This window comes from Cupriavidus pauculus (genome assembly GCF_002858765.1).
GTDB classification, from domain to species: domain Bacteria; phylum Pseudomonadota; class Gammaproteobacteria; order Burkholderiales; family Burkholderiaceae; genus Cupriavidus; species Cupriavidus pauculus_B.
In genome coordinates this window covers 12,835-35,406 of sequence record NZ_PJRP01000005.1, presented here as the reverse complement: position 1 = coordinate 35,406, position 22,572 = coordinate 12,835, and the positions used below count along the sequence as shown (strand labels likewise).

The window sequence follows — 22,572 nt, the reverse complement described above, 5'->3', positions numbered from 1 at the left end:
TGATCGTACACCTGTCGGTGCGGTCAGGCCAGTTGGCGCAGCGTGTGCTTGATGGTCTGGGCACGCGCGCCCACGTCGGGCATCTTGGCCTCGATGCGCAGCTTGTCCTGCCCGGCCAGCTTGATGTGCTTGTTCTTCTGCACGAGGTCGATGATCCGGATGGCGTCGATCGGCGGATTCGGCACGAACTGCATGCTTACGATGGCCTCGCCGGCGTCGATCTTGCGCACGCCCAGCGGTGCGGCGGCAATCCGCAGCCGGTGCGTTTCGATCAGCGCCTGCGCCTGGGCGGGCAGCCGGCCGAAGCGGTCGATCAGCTCTTCCTGGATGTCGTCCACGCGCTCGCCGGTTTCGCAGTTGGCCAGCCGCTTGTAGAGCGACAGGCGCTCGTGCACGTCGGCGCAGTAGTCGTTCGGCAGCAGCGCCGGCGTGCCGAGGTTGATTTCGGTAGTGGCCGCCAGCGGCGCCATCAGGTCCGGCTCCTTGCCCGCCTTGAGCGACTTCACCGCCGCGTTGAGCATGTCCGTGTACAACTGGAAGCCGATTTCGTGGATTTCGCCCGACTGCTTGTCGCCCAGTACCTCGCCGGCACCGCGGATTTCCAGGTCGTGCATGGCCAGGTAAAAGCCCGCGCCCAGTTCCTCCATCTGCTGGATGGCCTCGAGCCGGCGCTGCGCCTGCTTGGTCAGGCCGTCCACATCATGCACCAGCAGGTAGGCGTAGGCCTGGTGGTGGCTGCGGCCCACGCGGCCGCGCAGCTGGTGCAGCTGGGCCAGGCCGAAGCGGTCGGCGCGATGGATCAGGATCGTGTTGGCCGTGGGCACGTCGATGCCGGTTTCGATAATCGTCGTGCAGAGCAGGATGTTGTCGCGGCGGGCCACGAAGTCGCGCATCACGCGTTCCAGCTCGCGCTCGTGCATCTGCCCGTGCGCCACGGCGATGCGCGCCTCCGGCACCAGTTCGACCAGCTTGGCGCGCTTGTTCTCGATGGTCTCGACTTCGTTGTGCAGGAAGTAGACCTGGCCGCCGCGCTTGAGCTCGCGCAGGATGGCCTCGCGGATCACGCCGTCTTCTTCGCGCCGCACGAAGGTCTTGATGGCCAGCCGCTTTTGCGGCGCGGTGGCGATGACCGAGAAGTCGCGCAGGCCTTCCAGTGCCATGCCCAGCGTACGCGGGATCGGCGTGGCGGTCAGCGTCAGCACGTCCACCTCGGCGCGCAGCGTCTTCAGCGCTTCCTTCTGGCGTACGCCAAAGCGGTGTTCCTCGTCGATGATGACCAGGCCCAGGCGCTGGAACTTCACCTCGTCGGACAGCAGCTTGTGGGTGCCGATGACGATGTCTACCGTGCCTTCGTTGATCTGCTTGATCGCGACGTCTATTTCCTTCTTGGTCTTGAAGCGCGACAGTTCCACGATGCGCACCGGCCACTCTGCGAAGCGGTCGGACAGCGTCTGGAAATGCTGCTCGGCCAGCAGCGTGGTGGGCGCCAGCATCGCCACCTGCTTGCCGCCCAGCACGGCCACGAATGCCGCCCGCAGCGCGACCTCGGTCTTGCCGAAGCCCACGTCGCCGCAGACCAGCCGGTCCATCGGCTTGCCCGACGTCATGTCGGCGATCACGGCCGAAATGGCGGCGGCCTGGTCCGGCGTTTCCTCGAAGCCGAAGCTCTCGGCGAAGGTCTCGTAGTCCTTCGGCTGCAGCGGGAAGGCAAAGCCCTGGCGCAGCGCGCGGCGCGCGTACAGGTTCAGCAGTTCGGCAGCCGTATCGCGGATCTGCTGCGCGGCGCGGCGCTTGGCCTTGTCCCACTGGCCGGTGCCCAGCGAATGCAGCGGCGCGGTGTCCGGATCGGCGCCCGAATAGCGCGAGATCACATGCAGCTGATGCACGGGCACGTACAGCTTGCTGGCCTTGTCGTAGTCCAGATGCAGGAATTCCTCGTCGCCCTGGCCCATGTCCAGCGTGACCAGCCCCTGATAGCGGCCGATGCCGTGCTCGCTGTGCACCACAGGGTCGCCGATCTTGAGTTCGGCCAGATCCCGCACCATCGCGTCGACGGTGCTGGCCTGCTCCTGCTTGCGGCGGCCCGCGCGGCGCGTGGTGCCGGCGTACAGCTCGTTCTCGGTGACGAAGGCGAACTGCGCGGTGGGCAGCGCAAAGCCGCTCTGCAGCGGCGCCACCACGATCGAGAAATGCGATTCGCCGGCCAGGAAGGCTGCAAAGTCGTCGACCACCATCGGACGCAGGCCGCTTTCCGCGAACAGCTGCATCAGCGTTTCGCGGCGGCCCGCCGAGTCGGCGCACATCAGCACGCGGGTGGCCTTGTTCAGCAGCAGTGCTTCCAGATTGACCAGCGGGTCTTCGGCGCGGCGGTTGACCGATACATCGGGCAGGCTGGCCGCGAAAGCCGGCAGCTCGCCCGCGGCCCCTTCACGCTGCAGCACCAGCCGGGCCAGCGGCTTGGCGCCGATGAAGAACTGCTCCTCGGACAGGAACAGGTCTGCGGGCGGCAGCAGAGGGCGTTCGCGGTCGTGGCGCATGAACGTGTAGCGCTGCGTGGTGTCGGCCCAGAAGCGGCGGATGGCTTCATCGACCTGGCCTGCGAATGCCAGTTGCGTGCCGGCGGGCAGGTAGTCGAACAGCGTGGCGCTCTGCTCGAAGAACAGCGGCAGGTAGTACTCGATGCCCGCGGACGGCACGCCGTTGCCGATGTCCTTGTAGATCGGGGACTTGGTCGGGTCACCCTCGAAGACTTCGCGCCAGCGGCCGCGGAAGGCGGTGCGGGCGGCTTCGTCCAGCGGAAACTCGCGGCCCGGCAGCAGGCGCACTTCCTTGACCGGATAGAGGCTGCGCTGCGAATCTGGGTCGAACGCACGGATGGTCTCGATTTCGTCGCCGAACAGGTCGATCCGGTACGGCAGCGCCGAGCCCATTGGATACAAATCGATCAGGCCGCCGCGCACGCTGTATTCGCCCGGCCGCATGACCGCGCTCACGTGCTCGTAGCCGGCCAGCGTGAACTGGGCCTTGAGCGCGGCTTCGTCCAGCTTTTCGCCCTGCTTGAAGAAGAACGTGTAGGCGGCCAGGAAGGAGGGGGGCGCCAGGCGGTAGAGCGCCGTCGACGCGGGCACGATCATCACGTCGCACTGGCCGCCCTGGATGTCGTGCAGCGTGGCCAGGCGCTCCGATACCAGGTCCTGGTGCGGTGAAAAGCTGTCGTACGGCAGTGTTTCCCAGTCCGGCAGCAGCCGTACGCGCAGTTCGGGTGCGAACCACGGGATTTCCTCTGCCAGCCGTTGCGCGTCCATGGCATTGGCGCAGACTACGGCCACCATCGGCACGCTGGCGCGATGCTGGCGTGCGTAGGCGGCAACCGCCAGGGCGTCGGCGGAGCCGGTCAGGCCGGTCACGGTATGGCGCATACCAGCCTTGACCAGCGGCAGGGTGGCGAAAGGAAATGCAGTAGCGATGTCAGGCATTGGCAGCAGTGAGCGCAAAAACGGCAACACCCCGCCGGCACATGCGAAAGGCATGCCACGGGCAGGGGTATCTGTCATGCCAGCCGTGCCATGCCAAGACTCATGGCGGCGGGCGAGGGCCGTATTATAGAATGCGCACCGGCCGGCCCGCTGGCCGCGCCAAATATTCAAAGGCCCTCAGAAACCTGTGTCCGATCGTCGATTCGCCCTGATTCCCTGTGCCGGTACCGGCAGCCGTGCCGGCGGCGCCGTGCAGAAGCAATACCAGACCGTGGCCGGCCGGCCGATGCTCTGGTACGCGCTGGCGGCCTTTTCCGCCAGCGAAGCCATCAGCGCCACCGCGCTGGTGCTGGCGCCCGACGACATGCCGCTGGAGTCACGGTTCGGCGCCCAGGCCTTTGCGGGCCTGCGCTTCGATACCGCGTTCGTGGGCGGCGATTCGCGCCATGCCTCGGTGCTGGCCGGTCTGCACCACCTGGCCACGCTGGGGGCGGTGGATACCGACTGGGTACTGGTTCATGATGCCGCGCGGCCGGGTCTGACCGCCGCGATGATCGACACGCTGGTGCGGGCGGTGGAGTCCGATGATGCGGCCAGCGAACCGATTGGCGGCATCCTGGCCGTGCCGGTGCCTGACACCCTCAAGCGTGCCGACGCCGGAGCGCGCATCGGCGGTACCGTGCCGCGCGAGGGCCTGTGGCAGGCGCAAACACCACAAATGTTCCGCATCGGCGTACTGCGCCATGCACTGGAAGACGCCATGGCCGCCGGTGCCGTGGTCACCGACGAGGCCAGCGCCATCGAGCGGCTGGGTCTGCATCCGCGGCTGGTCAACGGCTCGCTGCGCAACTTCAAGGTGACCTACCCCGAGGACTTTGCGCTGGCCGATGTGCTGCTGCGCACGGGCCAATCGGCGTCGTGAACCATTTTTGCAAGGAGTCGTTTTGAATCCGTTCGATTTTCGCGTAGGACAGGGCTATGACGTGCACGCCCTGGTGCCGGGCCGCAAGCTGATTCTCGGTGGCGTCGATATCCCGCACGACCGCGGCCTGCTGGGCCACTCGGATGCCGATGCGCTGCTGCATGCCGTGACCGACGCGCTGTTCGGCGCGGCTGCGCTGGGCGACATCGGCCGCCACTTTCCGGACACCGATCCCGACTTCAAGGGCGCCGACAGCCGCGTGCTGCTGCGCGAAGCGGCGCGCCGCGTGCGTGCCGCCGGATTCGAGATCGGCAACGTCGACGCCACGGTGATCGCGCAGAAGCCGAAGCTGGCACCGCATATCGCGGGCATGGTGGCCAACCTGGCCGAAGACCTGGGTCTGGCCGTCACGCACTGCAACGTGAAGGCCAAGACCAACGAGAAGCTCGGGTTTGAAGGGAAGGAAGAGGGCATCGTCGCGCAGGCGGCGGTGCTGATCTACCGCCGCACGGCTGACGTGCAGGACTGAGACGGGCCGAAGCGGGAACCCGACGCCGACGGCTCAGGCAGGCGGCGCCGGCGTCGCCGCCGCGTTTTCGGCCGTGATCGGGTAGACGTAGTCGATCAGCCGTGCCATGGCACCGTGGCGCGATCCAGCTTCCGTACGCTTCTGGAAGCCCATCTGCTCGCAGAGTTTGATGGCCGAGTCCATCTCGGGCATGGTGCGGCAGATCAGCGCGCTGGCGCCAATGTCGCGGGCGCGCTGGATGCAGATCTGCATCAGCCGCTTGCCCAGCCCAAGCCCGCGCGCCTGCGGGCTGACCGAAAGCAGCCGCGCTTCGGGCAGCGTCAGCGTGATCGTGGAGTCGTCCAGCGCCGGCAGGGTGGCGCCCGGATGGCAGAACAGCACGGCACCGCTGATGCCGTGATCGGTTTCCGCGACCCACCATTCCATGTCGGGATTGTCCTTGGCGGCCATCACGGACTTCATGCCGCGCTGGAACGATGCGCGGCAATCTTCCATGATTTCCAGCTCATATTGCCCGTAGGCCTGCTGCGTGACGGCGGCGATATCGCCCCAGTCGTGTACGGCGGCCAGGCGGAACCTGAATCGCGGCGAATTGGGTGAAGGCAAGGTGCTCATGGCAACGGCGAAGTTCGTGACCTTTCGTCGATTGTAGGCCGCGCCATGCACAAATGCATCGGGTCGATTGGCTGTACCCAATGTCGGACAATACCGATTGACCGATGGCAAAAGGGCAAAAATGCACACGGGCGAACACGCTTCAGTGTTCGCCCGTGTGGATGCCTGGCGATGCGTCGAGGGCCGTTTTGCCCGCGATCCACGCCTGATTGGCGTGCTTTGGCCGTGATTTCGAGGCTTATTCCGCCACGATCACGTTCGCGGCGGCGCCGATCACGGCCGCGATGCGGCCGACGTCACGCAACTGCTGGGCGCTCATGCCCTGTTCGTTCTTCAGCAACTGGTAGTGCGACTTCACGCAGAAGTGGCACTTGCCGATGATCGAGGCGGCCAGTGCGTACATCTCGAAGCGGCGCTTGTCCACACCACCATGGGTAGCGTACGCGTTCATGCGCAGGCCTGCCGGCTGGCTGGCCAGGTCCGGATCTTCCGCCATCTCGACGTACGGATACCAGATGTTGTTCATGCCCATCAGCGCGGCGGCCGTTTGCGCGGCGTTGACTTCCTCGGGCGACAGCACGTTCGCGTTGCGAATCGCATCGACAATGAGCTTGCTCTTGGCCGCGAAGGACGCAGCCAGCGCCACGCCGACGGCGTCGTTGCCTTCCAGCGACGATCGGGCGATGGTGCCATCCACGTTCAGACGGATGTCCTTGGCGTAGTCGGGGATTGCGCTTTTAATCGCACTAAGGAATTCCATTTATTTCTCCTATCGACGAGGGCTCAAAAAACCCGCACGTAGCGGGTTTCGACATGAAAGGGCACCGGGCCCTTCCATGTGATGTGCCGGGTCACGCAAGGTGCCTGGCAGGCAGGGCCAATTACAGCGTGGCGCCGCCGACAGCGCGGTTGCACGGGCACAGTTCGTCCGTTTGCAGACCGTCCAGAATACGCAGGACTTCTTCCGGGTTGCGGCCGACGTTCAGGTTGTTCACCGAAACGTGCTGGATCACATTGTCCGGATCGACGATGAACGTCGCGCGCAGGGCCACGCCAGCGGCCTGGTCACGCACGCCCAGCTGGTCGACCAGCGAGCCGGTCACGTCGGCGAATTGCCACTGGTTCAGCTTGTTCAGGTCCTTGTGTTCGCGGCGCCATGCCAGCTTCACGAATTCGTTGTCGGTCGAGCCGCCCAGCACGATCGCGTCGCGGTCGGCGAAGTCGTCGTTCAGCTTGGCGAATGCCACGATTTCGGTCGGGCACACGAACGTGAAGTCCTTCGGGTAGAAGTAAATGATCTTCCACTTGCCTTGGAACGACTTTTCAGTGATGTCTTCGAAAGCCGACTGGCCATTCTCTTCGTGGTTGTTGAAACCCGGCTTGACACCAACGATGCTGAAGGCTTCGAGCTTGTCACCAACGGTCTTCATTGACTTCTCCTGATACGGTTGAACAGATTGAGGCTTGCAATCTACAATTCGGTTCCCTCGGCAGCCGGGGATGTCAATCGTATTTGCACGAAAACTGTGAGTATGCGTATTTGCGCGCACCAAGGCCAATTGGTTTTCTTAACCGGCCCGATAGGCAGCGTCTCGCACGATACAAAAAACGAGCCGCAAGTATGCCATGTGCACCAGATTGTGACGGCTGTCCGAAAAGCAATCGCGCCGCCATCACATACTTGCCACGCGAACGTGTCAGGCACATGAAGGCGGCGCGACGCCGCACGCGCGTGGCGTGCAGGCCAGGAAGGATCAGGCGGCGCTTAGCGTCGTCTGCTCGCGTCGGGCGCGGAAGATCATCAGGGTGGCCGCCAGGCCGCAGGCCGCGGCAAACATCAGCCAGAGACCCGGAGCAGCCTTGTTGCCGGTGCTGTGGATCAGGTACGTGGAGATGGCCGGAGTGAAGCCGCCGAACAAGGCCGTGGCCAGGCTGTAGGCCAGCGAGAAGCCAGCGGTACGCACGGCGGGAGGCATGACTTCGGTCAAGGTGACGACCATGGCACCGTTATAGCTGCCATACAGGAACGACAGCCACAGTTCCACCATCAGCAGGCGCTCGAACGACGGCGCCGCTACCAGCCACGACACGGCGGGATAGGCCGTGACCAGCGTGGCGATCGTGAAGAACACCAGCAGCGGCTTGCGGCCGACACGGTCGGATACGGCGCCCATCAGCGGCAGCCAGATGAAGTTCGACAGACCCACGCACATCGTGACGATCAGGTTGTCCACGTCGTCGAGCTTGAGCACGGTCTTGCCAAACGTCGGCGTGTACGCGGTGATCATGTAGAACGACACCGTGGTCATCACCACCAGCAGGCAGCCGGCGATGATGATGCGCCAGTTTTCGAGCATCGAACGGTAGATCTCGTTGATCGACGGGCGATGCTTGCGCGTGCGGAATTCTTCCGTTTCCTCCAGCGAGCGGCGGATCAGGAACAGGAACGGCACGATCAGGCAGCCGATCAGGAACGGCACGCGCCAGCCCCAGCTATCCATCTGCGCGGGCGCCAGCGTGGCGTGCAGGATCACGCCGAGCAGGCCCGCGAAGATCACGGCCACCTGCTGGCTGGCCGATTGCCACGCCACATAGAAGCCCTTCTGGCCGGGCTTGGCGATCTCGGACAGGTACACCGACACCCCGCCCAGTTCCACGCCGGCCGAGAAGCCCTGCAGCAGGCGCCCGAACAGCACCAGCAGCGGGGCGGCTATGCCGATCGATGCGTAGCCGGGCACCACGGCGATCAGCAGCGTGCCCAGCGCCATCAGCACCAGCGTGACGATCAGGCCCTTGCGGCGGCCATGGTGGTCGATGTAGGCACCCAGCACGATCGCACCGAGCGGGCGCATCAGGAAGCCCGCGCCGAACGTGGCCAGCGACAGCATCAGCGACGCGAACTCATCGCCGGAGGGAAAGAACGTATGTGCGATGGCGGCGGCATAGAAGCCGTACACCATGAAATCGTACATTTCGAGGAAGTTTCCGCTGACGACGCGGAACACGGTACGAAAACCGTGCTGAGGTGTGGCGCTGGAGCTTGACATGGCTGTCTCTCGGTCGCCGCACGTGGGGTCGTGCGGCATGTTGTCGATCGTTGTCAGCCATGGCGGAAAAGGAGTACTGCGGCAGGCGGCGCCATGACTGCGGATGCCGTTGTATGCATCGGCCTGTCGATGGCGTGAAGTGTGCGCAATGACGCTGTCATTCGCCTGTCAGCGACCTTTCAAATCCATATCAAATGCTGAAGAAAACCTGTCAATGCGCCGCATGCGGGACATGCGGGCACTGCGGCGGTGCCAGGCGAGGCTCCGCGAGGCCCGCGATCGATCAGGCGCGCCTGAAACGCGCGCTGACCACGAGGCCCGTCTTGGGGGCGGGGCGGTTGGCCAGAATCAGGCGGCCGCCGTTGCGCTGCAGGATACGGTTGACGATCGACATGCCCAGGCCCGCGCCCTTGGCCTCGCTGCGCGCACTGTCGAGCCGGTAGAACGGCCGGGTCAGCAGCGACAGCTGTTCGTTCGGCACGCCGGGGCCGTTGTCGGCCACCACCAGCACGGCTTCCTTGTCTTCCACGCGCGTGGAAATCTCCACGTCGGCCATGCCGGATTCCTCGTCCTTGGCATAGCGGCGCGCGTTCTCGACGAGGTTGTCCAGAATGCGCTGGATTTCCATGCGGTTGGCCACGGCCATGACCGGGCCATTCGAGCGCACGTGCACGCGCACGTCGTCGTGCGCGGCATAGACGCCAACCGATTCCTGCACCAGCGTGGACAGGTCCACCGGCTCCACCACCTCCTGGCCGGGGCGGGCGTAGTTCAGGAACTGGCCGATGATGGCATCCATCTGTTCGATGTCGGCAATCATGGCGTCGCGCGTGGTGGTGTCCACGGGCGACATCTCGGTTTCCAGCCGCAGCCGGGTGAGCGGGGTGCGCAGGTCGTGCGAGATGCCGGCCAGCATGACTACGCGATCGTCGTCGAGCTGGCGCAGATCGCGCACCATCTGGTTGAAGCTGCGGTTGGCCTGGGCCACTTCGCTGGCGCCCTGTTCGCGCAGCGGCGGGGCCTCGCCCCCGGTGCCGATCAGCCGCGCGGCATTGGCCAGCCGCTTGAGCGGGTAGTTGACGCGCGCCGTGATGAAGGCCGCGCCAATGATCGACAGCAGCAGCGCGGCAATACTCCACCAGAGCCACTGAATGCCGGGCACGCGCTCGAAGCGTTCGGGGCTGATGGCCACCCAGTAGTCATCGCCTTCGATCTCGAAACTGACCCACACGCCCGGGATATCGTTGACCGTGGTGGCCAGCACCGTGTCTTCGCCCAGGCGGCCGCGGATTTCCTGCTGCACGAGCTGGGTCAGGAACGGGTTGGCCTTGGGCGCGGCAAAGTCGTCGTCCTTTTCGCGCGGATAGACCTTGATGCCCTCGTTCTGGACGAGGTCGAGCAGCAGGAACCGGCGCCGGGCCGGGTCCGAATAGAGCAGGGCTGCGCGGGTGAGCTTGACCACGCTGACCACCTGCATGGCGATCTGCTGGGCGCGCGGCGCGCGTTCAAAGAGCCGATAGCTCTGGAACCAGATACCCAGCGAGATCGCCAGCAAAAGGGCGATCAGCATGAAGGTTCGCCAGAAAAGCGAACCGAAGAACCGCGTTGCGGTACGGCCGAGGGCAGTCGCCACGATACTGGCTGCGGTCGACCGGATTTACTTCACGCCATCGGGGATGAAGACGTAACCCAGGCCCCAGACTGTCTGGATGAAGCGCGGGTTGCTCGGGTCAGGCTCGATGAGCTTGCGCAGGCGCGAGATCTGCACGTCCAGGCTGCGGTCGAAGACTTCGTATTCGCGGCCCCGCGCCATTTCCATGAGCTTTTCGCGCGACAGCGGCTGGCGCGGATGGCGCGCGAAAACCTTGAGCACCGAGAATTCGCCCGTGGTCAGCGTGATTTCCTCGTCGTTCTTGGTCAGCGTACGCGTGGCCAGGTTCAGAACGAAATCGCCGAACGCAAACGTTTCAGGCGTTTCGGACGGGGCGCCCGGTACTTCGGCGGGCCCCTTGCGGCGCAGCACGGCGTGAATCCGCGCAATCAGTTCGCGCGGATTGAAAGGCTTGGGCAGATAATCGTCGGCACCCATTTCCAGGCCGACGATACGATCCACGTCCTCGCCCTTGGCGGTGAGCATGATGATCGGGGTCTGGTCGTTGGCGCCGCGCAGGCGACGGCAGATGGAAAGCCCGTCTTCGCCGGGCATCATCAGGTCCAGCACCAGCAGATCGAAACGCTCGCGCAGCCAGAGCTTGTTCATGGCCGTGGCGTTTTCCGCGACGAGAACCGTGAAGCCCTGCTCGCCAAGGTAGCGGCGCAGCAGGTCGCGCAAGCGAGGGTCGTCATCCACGACGAGAATCTTGTGGCTGGTATTTTCCATGGCGGTATCTTAGCGACTATCGCTTTCGCTCAAAATGGCTTAACAAAACGTTACATACTTTACCCCGTGGTATGGCGGCATGCACCTTTTGTGCATTTACACTCCGCAAACCGTTTTCCCAAGGCCGTTTTTGGCCGGGGGAAATTAACGGTCACCACGGGCATCGTACTGTTCCCGGCCGCGACACTGGCATTCGCCTTGCTGTCGTCGGGGCGATGCCGGTGCGTTGCCTTCGGAAATCCTGAAATCGATCCGGAGGCCACAGTCGAAACCGCCATTATCCAATGAAAGTGAAGCATAACCGGCACGGGCAAACCCTGCGTCGCACAATTTGCGCGCGAGTGGTCTGGCTGGCCGGCATGACCCTGCTGATGGCCGCGGCACCCGCCCCGGCACTCGCCCAGTCGGCGGGCATGGCGCATTTGCTTCACCCCAAGGGCCAGCCGCCCGGCGGACCGGGCAGCAGCCCGTCAGCGCCCGAACGCAACCGTCAGCAACCTCGCCGCAATGATCGTGCCGAGACCGAGCGCGACATGGCCGAGCGCGCGGCGCGTCAGGGCCAGCGGGGCGGCAGCCAGCGCCTGTCGCCCGACGAGCGCAAGACCCTGCGCAAGAATCTTTACGACATCGGCAAGGAAATGTACCAGGGCGGCTGATCGGCCCGATCAGCCCGCTGTCCGGAAGTGCCGCAGGAAGTCCACGAACACCTCGGCGGCCTGCTGGGCATCTTCCACCGTGATCGTCTCTGCCGGGTTGTGGCTGATGCCGCCATTGCCGCAGCGCACGAACAGCATCGCCACATCGGTGATGCGCTGCATCATCATCGCGTCATGCCCTGCGCCTGAGGGCAACTCGAACGCCTCCAGCCCCCGCTTTCTCAATACCGCCGCGAACTGGTCCATCAGCCAGCGCGCGCACGGCGCGTTGTTGACCGGCGTGACCCGTTCCACGGTGACCTGAAGCGCGCGACGGGCCGCAATGGCCTCGATGCCCGCGACGATGTCCGCGATGGCCGCTTCGCGGATGCCGTCCTCGCCCGCGCGGATGTCCATCGAGAACACGCATGCGGCCGGAATCACGTTGCTAGATCCGTTGGGCACCTGCAACTGGCCCACCGTGCCGACCAGCGCCGGCACCTGGCCGCAGCGCTGTTCCACCAGCAAAATCATCTCCGCGGCGCCGGTCGCCGCATCACGACGCATATCCATCGGCGTGGTGCCGGCATGGCTGGCCAGACCCTCCACGCGCACCTGGAAGCGGCTGCTGCCGGCGATCTGGGTCACGATGCCCAGCGGCAGGCCGCGGTTCAGCAGCACGGGCCCCTGTTCGATATGGACCTCGACAAAGCCGGCCAGGGTAGCCGGATCCACCGCCGCAGCCCGCAGCGCGTCCAGACTGCCCGCGCCGGGGAAGGCGGACTGCGCCAGCGCGTCGCGCATCGACACCCCGTCGGTGTCCGTGCGGTCCAGCAAAGCCGGATCGAAGCGGTCCGCCAGCACGCTGCTGGCCAGGAAGCTGGTCTTGAAGCGCAGGCCTTCCTCTTCGGCGAAAGCCACGACCTCGAAGTGATAGGGCAGGCGGATGCCCGCATCGCGCAGCGCGCCCACCACGGCGACGGGCAGCAGGATGCCCAGCCGTCCGTCGTAGCGGCCGCCGTTGCGCACCGTGTCGAAGTGCGACCCGGTCATCAGCACCTTGGGGTTCGGCTCGGCCGGATCGGCGGCATAGCGGCCGATCACGTTGCCGATGGCGTCGATGCGCACGGTCATGCCGGCGTCTTCCATCCAGCGCGCCAGCAGTGCCTGCGCCTGGGTGTGGGCGGGCGTCAGGAAGGCGCAGGTCAGGCCGCCTTCCATGTCGGAATGCCGGGCAAGGGCGTCGGCGCGATCGAGGATCAATTGGCCAAGAGAGGGCGTGGCAGTGGTCATGGCATTCACACGTCGGAACAACGAACGACTCGCAACACTAACAACTAACGGGGAAGGGCGGTAGCGGACCGGCGGACCGATCCGGCAAGGCGCCCGCTTTCAGCCATTCCTGAGCCAGGTCTTCCAGGCCAGCCACAGCTTGCGCATTGGCGTCAGCGCAATGCGCTGGGTCAGCACCTGGAAATCGCTGGTTTCGATCTCGTCGAGCAAGGCATGGTGGATGGCCGCCAGCGCCAGCGCGGCGCGCTGGGCGCGGCGGTCGGCGCGGGGCAGCAGCGCCAGCGCTTCCTGGCGCAGCGTGCGGGCCAGCGCAGCCTGGTCGCGCATCATCGTGACAAACTGCGGCGAATGGCGCGACTGCATGACGTCGGCCACCGGCACCTCGAAGCGCTGCAGGGTATCCACGGGAATATAGACGCGGCCCTGGCGGGCGTCGTGGCCCACCTCGCGCACGATGCGGATGCGCATCTGCGACAGGCCGAGCTTTTCGGCCGATTCCAGCGTACGTTCATCGGTGGCACCCAGCAGCCGCGCCGACAGCTTGCCGAGCGTGCCGCCCACCAGCCGGCAATACCGGCCAAGCGCACCCTCGTCGAAATAGCGCGACTGGGCCAGATCCATTTCGGTGCCATCAAGCACCTGGGTCATCTCTGCCTGGGGCAGGCTGGCCAGAAACGGCAGCAGCGCATGGCTGACGGGGTGATTCGGGCTGCCTTCATACAGGCGGCGCAGTTCGGCGCGCCACCAGTCCAGCCGTTGCAGGGCCACGCCGGCGTCATGGTTCTCGTGAACGATGGCATCGAGCTCCAGGCGCCAGGCCTGCAGGGCAGTCAGCGCGCGGCGGCGTTCGGGGGAAAGGAGCAGGCTGCTGTAATAGAAGCTGGAGCCGCTCTTGGCGGCCTTGTCCTGGCAATACTGATCGGGCGTCACGCCAATCTCTTTCTGGTGGGGCGGCGGGGGCGGCGCCAAAGCGGCGAATTGTAACATCGGCCACCGGGGCAAGGCCCTTGCAATCATGTGATCTATAAGACTCAATACGCCCGCCGCGCCGGCAACGCGACGTTTTGTCGCGAAATACAGCCGTTCGTCATCCGGCGTTTGACGCACTCATGGGCGGTCGCTATATTACTGACCGCAAAGTTATTAACGCCCCGTGGCCGATTTCCGAAATTTCCGAGGATCGGCCAGAGCGGCAGCAAGGCGCCCGAACCGAGGCGCCAGCGAGACACCATCCGGCCACCGTGCCACGCAGTACCGCCGCCGGGTTTCAGCCCCGGTTTCAGCTTCACCTGCTTCATTCTTGTCCACCGACTCAAAGACGCTTGTCCATGCCAGTGCCCTTTGCCAGGCCGGAAGTTGCGGCCGCTGAAGTTGATGACCTTTCCACGTCGCGTCAGACCGGGCGCGCGGCGCGGCGTCGTGCGCGGACGGCCCGCATGGCCGCCGGGCTGCTGGCCGTGGCGGGGCTGCTGGCACTGGGCGGATGCGGCAAGCAGGCCGAGCCCGTGGAAGACGTGCGGCCCGTGCGTGTGATGCAACTGAGCCCGGCAGCCGGCAAGACCGAGTACGAGTTTTCGGGCGAAGTGCGCCCGCGCATCGAGTCGCGTCTGGGATTCCGGGTCGGCGGCAAGATTTCGGCCCGTCTCGTCGATGTCGGGGCCAGCGTGCGCAAGGGACAGCCGCTGGCACGGCTCGATCCCACCGATCTGGCGCTGGCCGAGTCCGGCGCGCGGGCCCAGTACGATGCAGCGAAGACCGACCGCGACCTGGCCGCCGCCGACCTGAAACGCTACAAGGAACTGGCCGCCAAGAACTTCATCAGCGCAGCCGAACTGAACCGCCGCCAGGCCACCTTCGATTCGGCGGCCTCGCGGCTGGACCAGGCGCAGGCCAGCCTGCGCAACCAGTCGAACCAGACCGGCTACGCGGTACTGACGGCCGATGCAGACGGCGTCGTGACCGCCATCGATACCGAAGTGGGCCAGGTGGTCACGCCGGGCCAGCCGGTGATCCGCGTGGCGCAGACCGCCGAAAAGGAAGTGGCCATCGGCCTGCCCGAGGATCAGGTCGACATGCTGCGCGGCATCACCGATGTGTCGATCCATACGTGGTCGGACCCCGACCGCACGTTGCCGGGCCGGGTGCGCGAGATTTCGGCGGCAGCCGATCCGGTCACGCGAACCTATCCCACGCGCGTCAGCATTCCCAACCCGCCGGCGGACCTGCGTATCGGCATGACGGCCGTGGTGTCGTTCACACGGACCGGCGACGCCGCCACCATCCGCGTGCCGCTGACCGCGCTTCTGCAGGACAAGGGCGCCAACCAGGTGTGGATCTACCAGCCGGGCCAGGGCGGCGGCAGCGGCACGGTCAAACCGGTGCCGGTGACGCTGGGCGAGGCCCAGGGCAACCTGATCGAGGTGCGCCAGGGGCTGACGCCTGGCCAGACCATCGTCACGGCTGGCGTGCATCTGCTCAAGCCGGGGCAGAAGGTCAAGCCGATGCAGAGCGTGGCGCCGGCCCAGCCGGCGTCGAATCCTGGCGCGCAGCTGAGCGCCCTTGACCGCCGCCTGGGCTGAGGGCGGCGCATGGAACATTCCCGCTTCAACCTGTCGCGCTGGGCGCTGGAACACCAGCCGCTCACGCGTTACCTGCTGGTCGTGCTGCTGCTGGGCGGCCTGCTGGCGTTCTTCCAGCTTGGCCAGGACGAAGACCCGCCGTTCACCTTCCGCGTGATGGTGGTGCAGGCTTTCTGGCCCGGCGCCACGGCCGAGCAGATTGCCGTGCAGGTGACCGACAAGATCGAACGGCAGCTGCAGGAAGTGCCGTATGCCGACAAGATTCGTAGTTTCTCCAAGCCCGGCGAAACCACGGTGATCTTCCAGCTGGCCGACAATTCGCCGGCCAAGGACACCGCGCAGATCTGGTACACGGTGCGCAAGAAGATCGGCGATATCCAGCAGACGCTGCCGCAAGGCGTGCGCGGGCCGTTCTTCAATGACGAGTTTGGCGACGTCTACGGCTCCATCTACGCGTTGTCCGCCGACGGCTTCAACTACAAGGAACTGCGCGAATACGCCGACCTGGTGCGGCAGGAACTGCTGCGCATTCCGGCCGTGGCCAAGGTCACGCTGCTGGGGCTGCAGGACGAGAAAATCTTCATCGAGTTCAACCAGGCGCGCTTTGCCCAGCTGGGGCTGGACATCAATGCCATCGCCAACCAGATCTCGGAGCAGAACAACCCCACCGGCAGCGGTGTGCTGGTCACGCCCACCGACAACCTGCAGGTGCGGGTCACCGGCCAGCTGGGCGACGTGGAAGACCTGCAGAACCTGGTGCTGCGCGGGCCCAACGGCATCGCCAATATCCGCCTGGGCGACATCGCGCACGTGTACCGCGCCTATGTCGACCCGCCCGTCAGCAAGATGCGCTTCAACGGCAAGGACGTGATCGGGCTGGGCATCTCGATGGAAAAGGGCGGCGACATCATTGCGCTGGGCCAGGAACTGCGCCGCGTGACCGATGGCCTGCGGGGGCAACTGCCGGTGGGCATCGAGATGGATCAGGTGCAGGACCAGCCGCAGGCCGTCAAGCGCAGCGTGGGCGAGTTCGTGCACGTGCTGATCGAGGCCGTGGTGATCGTGCTGGGCGTGAGCTTCGTGGCGCTGGGCCTGCATACCCGGCCGCTGCGCCTGGACGTGCGGCCCGGGCTGGTGGTGGCGCTGACCATTCCGCTGGTGCTGGCGGTGACGTTCCTGTTCATGAACATCTTCGGCATCGGGCTGCACAAGATATCGCTGGGTGCGCTGATCATCGCGCTCGGGCTGCTGGTGGATGACGCCATCATTGCCGTGGAGATGATGGTCCGCAAGCTGGAGGAAGGCTTCTCGAAGATGGAGGCGGCCACCTTCGCCTACACGTCCACCGCCATGCCGATGCTGACCGGCACCCTGATCACGGCGGCGGGCTTCCTGCCGGTGGGTCTGGCGCGCTCCACGGTGGGTGAATACACGTTCGCGATCTTTGCGGTGACGTCGCTGGCGCTGGTGCTGTCATGGCTGGCGGCCGTCTATTTCACGCCGTACCTGGGCTACCTGATTCTCAAGACCCGCGCGCATGACGGCGGGCATCACGAGGTCTTCGACACGCCGTTCTACGCGCGCTTCCGGCAGTTGGTGAACTGGTGCGTCACGTGGCGCAAGACGGTGATCGTGATCACGCTGGTGGCGTTCGCGCTGGGTTTGCTGGCATTCAAGTACGTCGAAAAGCAGTTCTTCCCCGATTCGAGCCGCCCGGAGCTGATGGTGGAACTCTGGATGCCGGAAGGCACCGCCATCGCCGAGACCGAGGCGATGACCAAGCGCTTCGAGGCCGCCATGCGCCGCGACAAGGGCGTGGAAAGCGTGACCTCGTTCGTCGGCACCGGCGCGCCGCGCTTCTACCTGCCGCTGGACCAGATCTTTCCGCAGTCGAACGTGGCCCAGGCCATCGTGATGCCGGTGACAGTGGAAACGCGCGATGCCCTGCGCAAGCGCATCGAGCGCGTGCTGGCGACGGAGTTTCCGCAGTTGCGTGGCCGCGTGAAGCTGCTGCCGAACGGGCCGCCGGTGCAGTATCCCGTGCAGTTCCGCGTGATCGGGCCCGATGCCGGCGGCGTGCGCAAGGTGGCCGACCAGGTGCGCGCGATCATGACGGCCAACCCCAATACGGTGGGCGTCAATGACAACTGGAACGAGAACGTCAAGATGCTGCGCCTGGAACTGGACCAGGACAAGGCACGGGCGCTGGGCGTGACGACCAACGCCATCGCGCGGGCCACACAGGCCGTGCTGACGGGCGTGCCGGTGGGGCAGTACCGCGACGCCGACAAGCTGATCGACATCATCATGCGCACGCCGCGCAGCGAGCGCGACACGATGTCGGACCTGAACAACGTGCTGGTGCCCACCAGCACCGGCCGGGCCGTGCCGCTGACGCAGATCGCCCGCGTCACGCTGAAGTCGGAGCCCGGCGTGATCTGGCGCGAGAACCGCGATTTCGGCATCACCGTGCAGTCCGATATCGTCGATGGCATCCAGGGGCCCACCGTCACCGCGCAGATCAACCCGAAGCTCGACCCGATCCGGGCGTCGCTGCCGGCGGGCTACCGGATCACGATTGCCGGTGCCCAGGAGGAAAGCGGCAAGGCCGGGGCGTCGATTGCGGCCCAGCTGCCGCTGTGCATCTTCCTGATCTTCACGCTGCTGATGCTGCAGTTGCACAGCTTCTCGCGCGCGGTGATGGTGTTCCTGACGGGCCCGCTGGGCCTGATCGGCGCCGCCGCGACGCTGCTGCTGCTGCATTCGCCAATGGGGTTTGTCGCGCAGCTGGGTATCACGGCGCTGCTGGGCATGATCATCCGCAACTCGGTGATCCTGGTGGACCAGATCGAGCAGGACATCCAGTCCGGGCTGCCGCCGTGGAACGCCATCGTGGAATCGGCTGTGCGCCGTTTCCGACCCATCATCCTGACCGCGGCGGCGGCGGTACTGGCCATGATCCCGCTGTCCCGCTCCACGTTCTGGGGGCCGATGGCCGTGGCCATCATGGGCGGGCTGGTGGTGGCCACGGTGCTGACGCTGCTGTTCCTGCCGGCGCTCTACGCCACGTGGTTCCGCGTGAAGCCGCCCGAGGACGAGCGCGGCGTGATGGCGGGCTGAACCTGGCGGGGTGAACCTGACCGGGCGAACCTGGTTCACGGCGCCGGTCTCAGGGCCGGCGCTTCTTCCATTCGTAGTCCGGCGGCGGGTCTGCCGCCCCGGGCTTGCCCACCGAGTTCGGGTTTTCCGAGCAGAGCGTGACAAAGCTCACCGGCTCGCCCGCGAACTGCCGCCGGCGCAGCGATTCCGCAAACTGCAGCGCGTCCCGGAGCGCGTCGCCCGGGAACGATTGGGCGTGCGGGGCCATGCCTTCGGTAGTGGCCTCGGTCCAGTAGATCATGTACATGTGATGTCTCCCGTGCGGTCGTGCTTCCGTGCGTCCATGCTTTCTTGCGTTCAGTTGGGGCGGCCGTCGCAGATGCCGACCACGAAATCGACGAAGGCGCGCACCTTGGCCGGCAGGTGCTGGCGCGACGGGTAGAGCGCGTAGAGTGGAAACGTCTCGTCGCCCCAGTCGGTCAGGATGTTGACAAGCCGGCCCTCGGCGATCAGCGTCTCGGCGCCATATTCAAACGTCTGGCATATCCCGTGCCCGGCCATGCACACGCTGTGCATGGTGCCGCCTTCATTGACCACCAGCCGGCCGTGGGCCTGGACGGTCAGGTGCTCGTCGTTTCGCCAGAATTCCCACGGAAACGGCCGGCCGGTCTCCGGATCGCGGAAATGGATGCAGGTGTGGTCGGGCGATTCCAGGTCCGCCGGCACGCGCGGCCGGCCGTGGCGCTTCAGATAGGACGGCGCGGCCAGCGTGACCACGCGCACATCCATCAGCTTGCGGGCGACCAGTGTGGAATTGCGCGGATGACCGAAGCGGAAGGCCACGTCGAAGCCGTCGGCCACCATGTCGCCCAGCGTGTCGCGGGTGACCAGGTCGAGCGTCAGGTTGGGGTGATCCTCCACGAACTGGCCCAGGCGCGGCCCCAGCACCAGCCGCGAGAAGTAGGGGTCGATATTGACGCGCAGCCTGCCGCGCACGGCGCTGACCCCGCGCGACGCCGCGCTGGTGACTTCCTCCAGTTGCGCCAGCAGCGGCGTGACTTCCTCGCAGAAGCGCCGGCCTTCGTCGGTCAGCGTCACGGAACGCGTGGTGCGGTCGAACAGGCGCACGCCAAGGCGCGCCTCCAGCCGGGCCACGGCGCGGCTGACGCCCGATTGCGTCATGTCCAGCGTTTCGGCGGCCCGCACGAAGCTGCCGTTGTCCACGATCGCCATCACCACCCCGATTCCGTCCAGCAGCCGCGCGTCGAATTGCATCGTTGATGCCTCGCAGTCATCAATCAAGTGACTGGCATGTTATCGCGGAAATGCCATCCATTGACCAGAATTCGGTCACCGCGGCACCGGTCGTGCCGCAACACACAGGAGAATGCAATGTACGCGGTAACCGGAATTACTGGGCAGGTGGGTGGTGTGGTGGCTTTGGCCCTGCTGGCGGCCGGCCTTGACGTGCGTGCGGTGGTGCGCAGCGAACAGAAGGCGCAAACCTGGGCGGGCCAGGGGTGCGACGTGGCGCTGGCCGAGATGCATGACGCCCAGGCATTGACGCGCGCGTTTTCGGACACGGAAGGCGTCTTTGTCCTGCTGCCGCCGAACTTCGACCCTTCGGAAGGGTTTCCCGAGTCGCGCGCAATGATCGCCGCGATCCGGCAGGCGCTGCTGGCGGCCCGGCCGCGCCGGGTGGTGTGCCTGTCGACGATCGGCGCGCAGGCCGAGCAGCCCAACCTGCTGCGCCAGCTGTCGATGCTGGAGGCCGAACTGGGCTCGCTGCCGATGCCGGTGGCCTTCCTGCGCGCGGGCTGGTTCATGGAAAACACGCTCTGGGATATCGAGCCGGCGCAGGTCACCGGGATGATCGACAGCTATCTGCAGCCGCTGGACAAGCCCGTGCCGATGGTGGCCACAGCCGATGTCGGCCGTACCGCCGCCGCGTTGCTGCAGGAGGACTGGCAGGGCATCCGGGTGGTGGAACTGGAAGGCCCCGTGCGCGTCAGCCCGCTGGATATCGCAGCGGCGCTGTCGGCCTTGCTGGGCAAGCCGGTGCGGGCGCGCGAGGTGCCGCGCCAGCGCTGGGAAGACCTGTTCCGGGCCCAGGGCATGCGCAATCCGGCACCGCGTGCGCAGATGCTGGACGGGTTCAATGCGGGCTGGATCCGCTTTGAAGGGCAGGCGCGCAAGGGCAGCCTGCCCCTGCGGGCGGTGCTGGAAGGCCTGACCGGCCGCGGTGGCTGAGGCCGCGGGCCGTTTTCGCCTGATTCGCGTTACCCGCGTTATTCGCGCTACCCGCGTTACTCGGCCAGCTCGAACACCACGTCCTGCGCGCCGTCCCACAGCACCTTGGTGCCCAGCGCGCGCAGGTTTTCCTTGCCTTCGACGATGGTCAGGAAGTGGTTGCCGGCCAGTTGGCCCATCTTGCTGGCAAAGCAGCAACTGCCGTAGGCCAGGATGATTTCGGTCTCGCTGTAGCCGCCCGGATAGAACAGGATGTCGCCCACGGACGGATGGCTCGTGTGGTTCTCGAAGCCCACGCCGAGCTTGAATTCGCCCAGCGGAATCCAGCAGCCTTCGCCGCTCCAGCGCACGTGGATCAGCTTCTGCCGGTACGGCAGCAGCTTCATGAAGGCGGCCACGGTGTCGGGGGCGGCCGGGTTTGTCTCGGCGATGAACGTGTGGCCGGCGGCGGTGATGCGGAGTCGGGTCATGAAATTGTCCTGTCCTGTTGCGTGTCTGTCCCCGCCGGCACGCGGCGGCGGGGCCCAGTTGAGCCTAGCCTATACCGGCCCGTCAGACCAGTGCCGTCATCAGCGTCTCGGCCACGGCGATCAGGCTGCGGTCGCTGCCCTTCGGGCCCAGCAGCGAGATGCCCAGCGGCGCGCCGTCGCGGCCCGACAGCGGCAGGCTCAACTGCGGAAAGCCCGACAGCGGCGTCAAGCACAGCGTATGGGCCGCCGCCGTGCGGTAGTCCTCCAGCGCTTCCATCGGCGTGGCGCGCAGCGGGGCGATGTCCGGCATGGTCGGCAGCACCAGGATGCCGTCATGGCCCAGCAGGCGGCCCAGGTACGCGGTGAATTCGCGGCGCACGGCGCTCGACTGCTCGAACTGGGCCTGCGTCACGCCCTTGCTGAAGGCAAAGCGGCCGGCCACATCGGGCCCCAGTTGCAGCCCGTAGTGCTCGATCAGCGCGCCGTCGGCCTGCCAGGCTTCCCAGCCCTGCACATAGCGGAATGCCCAGTACAGGTCCGACAGCGGGCGGTCGGCCACGTCCACCGGGGTGGCCTTGCCAAGGATGGCTTCGATGCGCGCCACGGTGGGCGCCAGCGCGGCACGGGCGGCCGGCGTGGGCAGCTCGAACAGGTCGGCCGCCAGCAGCAGGCGGGGCCGGGCCGGCAGCGGATCGCCATCGGCGCCAAACAGCACGTCGGCCACCCTGGCGAACGTGGCGATATCGCGGGCGAAGAAACCGCAGGTATCGAGCGACTCGCAGAGCGGCAGGCAGTCCTGCAGCGAAATGCGGCCATGCGACGGCCGGATGCCGAACAGCCCGCAATGGCTGGCCGGCGCGCGCACCGATCCGCCCGTGTCGGTGCCCAGCGCGAAGTCGCAGAGCTGGTGCGAGACGGCCGACGCCGAACCCGACGACGACCCGCCGGTGATGCGATCAGGCGCCGCGCCGTTGTACGGGCCGCCGTAGTGGTAGTTCTGCCCGTTCATCGAAAACGCCAGTTCGTCGGTGTGGACCTTGCCAACGAACGTGGCGCCGGCGTCGAGCAGCTTCTGCACGGTGGGCGCCGTGGCGGTCTTGATGCCCGAGCGTGCCAGCACATGCGGATTGCCGCCGCCCGTGGGGTAGCCGGCCACGTCGAACAGGTCCTTGACCGCGAAGGTCAGGCCACGCAGCGGGCCGGAGGCCGCGTTCGGCACGGGGGCATCGGGGTAGGGCAGGAACGCGCGGGCGGGATGGGTGGCCAGGCTCATGGGG

General features: G+C 66.2%; 21 protein-coding genes. 7 read left to right on the top strand and 14 right to left on the bottom strand.

The window, feature by feature from the left end:
* Positions 1-23 precede the first annotated feature (23 nt).
* Entirely contained in the window at positions 24-3,476 is a 3,453-nt protein-coding gene (gene mfd, locus CYJ10_RS12840; protein ID WP_101681895.1) for a transcription-repair coupling factor, read from the bottom strand.
* A 187-nt stretch (positions 3,477-3,663) separates the two neighbouring features.
* On the opposite strand from mfd, the gene ispD reads away from it, so the two are divergent.
* Together ispD and ispF are read left to right on the top strand one after the other, a co-directional pair.
* Positions 3,664-4,398 (top strand): 2-C-methyl-D-erythritol 4-phosphate cytidylyltransferase, encoded by a 735-nt coding sequence (gene ispD / locus CYJ10_RS12835; RefSeq protein WP_101681894.1) that lies wholly within the window; start codon positions 3,664-3,666, stop codon positions 4,396-4,398.
* Between the two features lie 22 nt (positions 4,399-4,420).
* Complete coding sequence (gene ispF, locus CYJ10_RS12830; protein ID WP_101681893.1) at positions 4,421-4,927, top strand: 2-C-methyl-D-erythritol 2,4-cyclodiphosphate synthase; 507 nt, start codon at positions 4,421-4,423, stop codon at positions 4,925-4,927.
* Positions 4,928-4,960: 33 nt separating this feature from the next.
* On the opposite strand, the gene CYJ10_RS12825 is transcribed toward ispF, so the two are convergent.
* The 6 genes from CYJ10_RS12825 to ompR all read right to left on the bottom strand — a co-directional run bounded on the left by CYJ10_RS12825 (position 4,961) and on the right by ompR (position 10,969).
* Complete coding sequence (locus CYJ10_RS12825; RefSeq protein WP_101681892.1) at positions 4,961-5,542, bottom strand: GNAT family N-acetyltransferase; 582 nt, start codon at positions 5,540-5,542, stop codon at positions 4,961-4,963.
* A gap of 238 nt (positions 5,543-5,780) precedes the next feature.
* Positions 5,781-6,302 carry a carboxymuconolactone decarboxylase family protein gene (locus CYJ10_RS12820; protein WP_101681891.1) on the bottom strand — a complete coding sequence of 174 codons (522 nt, stop codon included), beginning with the start codon at positions 6,300-6,302 and terminating at the stop codon, positions 5,781-5,783.
* A gap of 121 nt (positions 6,303-6,423) precedes the next feature.
* Positions 6,424-6,972, bottom strand: coding sequence for a peroxiredoxin (locus CYJ10_RS12815; RefSeq protein WP_101681890.1), 549 nt, complete (start codon positions 6,970-6,972; stop codon positions 6,424-6,426).
* Between the two features lie 324 nt (positions 6,973-7,296).
* Complete coding sequence (locus tag CYJ10_RS12810) at positions 7,297-8,589, bottom strand: MFS transporter (protein ID WP_101681889.1); 1,293 nt, start codon at positions 8,587-8,589, stop codon at positions 7,297-7,299.
* A 283-nt stretch (positions 8,590-8,872) separates the two neighbouring features.
* Complete coding sequence (locus CYJ10_RS12805) at positions 8,873-10,222, bottom strand: ATP-binding protein (RefSeq protein ID WP_101681888.1); 1,350 nt, start codon at positions 10,220-10,222, stop codon at positions 8,873-8,875.
* A 24-nt stretch (positions 10,223-10,246) separates the two neighbouring features.
* Positions 10,247-10,969 (bottom strand): osmolarity response regulator transcription factor OmpR, encoded by a 723-nt coding sequence (gene ompR, locus CYJ10_RS12800; protein WP_010810107.1) that lies wholly within the window; start codon positions 10,967-10,969, stop codon positions 10,247-10,249.
* On the opposite strand from ompR, the gene CYJ10_RS33750 reads away from it, so the two are divergent.
* Both CYJ10_RS33750 and CYJ10_RS12795 read left to right on the top strand, forming a co-directional pair.
* On the top strand, positions 10,952-11,257 hold the full coding sequence (locus CYJ10_RS33750; protein ID WP_146002035.1) for a hypothetical protein: 306 nt from the start codon (positions 10,952-10,954) through the stop codon (positions 11,255-11,257). The two genes, ompR and CYJ10_RS33750, sit on opposite strands and share 18 nt — an antisense overlap.
* A gap of 71 nt (positions 11,258-11,328) precedes the next feature.
* On the top strand, positions 11,329-11,625 hold the full coding sequence (locus tag CYJ10_RS12795) for a hypothetical protein (protein WP_257993292.1): 297 nt from the start codon (positions 11,329-11,331) through the stop codon (positions 11,623-11,625).
* A 9-nt stretch (positions 11,626-11,634) separates the two neighbouring features.
* On the opposite strand, the gene CYJ10_RS12790 is transcribed toward CYJ10_RS12795, so the two are convergent.
* The 3 genes from CYJ10_RS12790 to CYJ10_RS33745 all read right to left on the bottom strand — a co-directional run bounded on the left by CYJ10_RS12790 (position 11,635) and on the right by CYJ10_RS33745 (position 14,195).
* On the bottom strand, positions 11,635-12,897 hold the full coding sequence (locus CYJ10_RS12790; RefSeq protein ID WP_101681886.1) for a Zn-dependent hydrolase: 1,263 nt from the start codon (positions 12,895-12,897) through the stop codon (positions 11,635-11,637).
* Positions 12,898-12,996: 99 nt separating this feature from the next.
* Complete coding sequence (gene hpnD / locus CYJ10_RS12785) at positions 12,997-13,827, bottom strand: presqualene diphosphate synthase HpnD (protein WP_101682125.1); 831 nt, start codon at positions 13,825-13,827, stop codon at positions 12,997-12,999.
* A gap of 101 nt (positions 13,828-13,928) precedes the next feature.
* Complete coding sequence (locus CYJ10_RS33745; RefSeq protein ID WP_146002034.1) at positions 13,929-14,195, bottom strand: hypothetical protein; 267 nt, start codon at positions 14,193-14,195, stop codon at positions 13,929-13,931.
* 138 nt (positions 14,196-14,333) lie between these two features.
* Here CYJ10_RS33745 and CYJ10_RS12780 point away from each other — a divergent pair, with 138 nt between their 5' ends.
* Both CYJ10_RS12780 and CYJ10_RS12775 read left to right on the top strand, forming a co-directional pair.
* Positions 14,334-15,476, top strand: a complete 1,143-nt coding sequence (locus CYJ10_RS12780; RefSeq protein ID WP_257993291.1) for an efflux RND transporter periplasmic adaptor subunit — start codon at positions 14,334-14,336, stop codon at positions 15,474-15,476.
* Positions 15,477-15,485: 9 nt separating this feature from the next.
* On the top strand, positions 15,486-18,596 hold the full coding sequence (locus CYJ10_RS12775) for an efflux RND transporter permease subunit (RefSeq protein ID WP_101681884.1): 3,111 nt from the start codon (positions 15,486-15,488) through the stop codon (positions 18,594-18,596).
* A 49-nt stretch (positions 18,597-18,645) separates the two neighbouring features.
* Here the strand turns inward: CYJ10_RS12775 and CYJ10_RS12770 are convergent, their stop codons facing one another.
* Together CYJ10_RS12770 and CYJ10_RS12765 are read right to left on the bottom strand one after the other, a co-directional pair.
* Positions 18,646-18,882 (bottom strand): hypothetical protein, encoded by a 237-nt coding sequence (locus CYJ10_RS12770; RefSeq protein WP_101681883.1) that lies wholly within the window; start codon positions 18,880-18,882, stop codon positions 18,646-18,648.
* Between the two features lie 50 nt (positions 18,883-18,932).
* The gene (locus CYJ10_RS12765; RefSeq protein WP_101681882.1) at positions 18,933-19,850 is read right to left on the bottom strand and encodes a LysR family transcriptional regulator; all 918 of its coding nucleotides are present in this window, start codon (positions 19,848-19,850) and stop codon (positions 18,933-18,935) included.
* Positions 19,851-19,967: 117 nt separating this feature from the next.
* Here CYJ10_RS12765 and CYJ10_RS12760 point away from each other — a divergent pair, with 117 nt between their 5' ends.
* Complete coding sequence (locus CYJ10_RS12760; protein ID WP_101681881.1) at positions 19,968-20,825, top strand: NmrA family NAD(P)-binding protein; 858 nt, start codon at positions 19,968-19,970, stop codon at positions 20,823-20,825.
* A gap of 56 nt (positions 20,826-20,881) precedes the next feature.
* Here the strand turns inward: CYJ10_RS12760 and CYJ10_RS12755 are convergent, their stop codons facing one another.
* Together CYJ10_RS12755 and CYJ10_RS12750 are read right to left on the bottom strand one after the other, a co-directional pair.
* On the bottom strand, positions 20,882-21,295 hold the full coding sequence (locus CYJ10_RS12755) for a DUF3830 family protein (protein ID WP_101681880.1): 414 nt from the start codon (positions 21,293-21,295) through the stop codon (positions 20,882-20,884).
* Positions 21,296-21,377: 82 nt separating this feature from the next.
* Entirely contained in the window at positions 21,378-22,568 is a 1,191-nt protein-coding gene (locus CYJ10_RS12750; protein ID WP_101681879.1) for an amidase, read from the bottom strand.
* Between the last annotated feature and the right edge of the window lie 4 nt (positions 22,569-22,572).

Coding starts and splice junctions, on each gene's coding strand:
- CYJ10_RS12770 (WP_101681883.1), bottom strand. CDS start 18,882: ATGTACATGATCTACTGGACCGAGGCCACTACCGAAGGCATGGCCCCG.
- CYJ10_RS12765 (WP_101681882.1), bottom strand. CDS start 19,850: ATGCAATTCGACGCGCGGCTGCTGGACGGAATCGGGGTGGTGATGGCG.
- CYJ10_RS12810 (WP_101681889.1), bottom strand. CDS start 8,589: ATGTCAAGCTCCAGCGCCACACCTCAGCACGGTTTTCGTACCGTGTTC.
- CYJ10_RS12775 (WP_101681884.1), top strand. CDS start 15,486: ATGGAACATTCCCGCTTCAACCTGTCGCGCTGGGCGCTGGAACACCAG.
- CYJ10_RS12780 (WP_257993291.1), top strand. CDS start 14,334: ATGGCCGCCGGGCTGCTGGCCGTGGCGGGGCTGCTGGCACTGGGCGGA.
- CYJ10_RS12795 (WP_257993292.1), top strand. CDS start 11,329: ATGACCCTGCTGATGGCCGCGGCACCCGCCCCGGCACTCGCCCAGTCG.
- CYJ10_RS33745 (WP_146002034.1), bottom strand. CDS start 14,195: ATGAAGCAGGTGAAGCTGAAACCGGGGCTGAAACCCGGCGGCGGTACT.
- CYJ10_RS12825 (WP_101681892.1), bottom strand. CDS start 5,542: ATGAGCACCTTGCCTTCACCCAATTCGCCGCGATTCAGGTTCCGCCTG.
- CYJ10_RS12820 (WP_101681891.1), bottom strand. CDS start 6,302: ATGGAATTCCTTAGTGCGATTAAAAGCGCAATCCCCGACTACGCCAAG.
- CYJ10_RS12750 (WP_101681879.1), bottom strand. CDS start 22,568: ATGAGCCTGGCCACCCATCCCGCCCGCGCGTTCCTGCCCTACCCCGAT.
- CYJ10_RS12755 (WP_101681880.1), bottom strand. CDS start 21,295: ATGACCCGACTCCGCATCACCGCCGCCGGCCACACGTTCATCGCCGAG.
- CYJ10_RS12760 (WP_101681881.1), top strand. CDS start 19,968: ATGTACGCGGTAACCGGAATTACTGGGCAGGTGGGTGGTGTGGTGGCT.
- CYJ10_RS12790 (WP_101681886.1), bottom strand. CDS start 12,897: ATGACCACTGCCACGCCCTCTCTTGGCCAATTGATCCTCGATCGCGCC.
- CYJ10_RS12815 (WP_101681890.1), bottom strand. CDS start 6,972: ATGAAGACCGTTGGTGACAAGCTCGAAGCCTTCAGCATCGTTGGTGTC.
- ompR (WP_010810107.1), bottom strand. CDS start 10,969: ATGGAAAATACCAGCCACAAGATTCTCGTCGTGGATGACGACCCTCGC.
- mfd (WP_101681895.1), bottom strand. CDS start 3,476: ATGCCTGACATCGCTACTGCATTTCCTTTCGCCACCCTGCCGCTGGTC.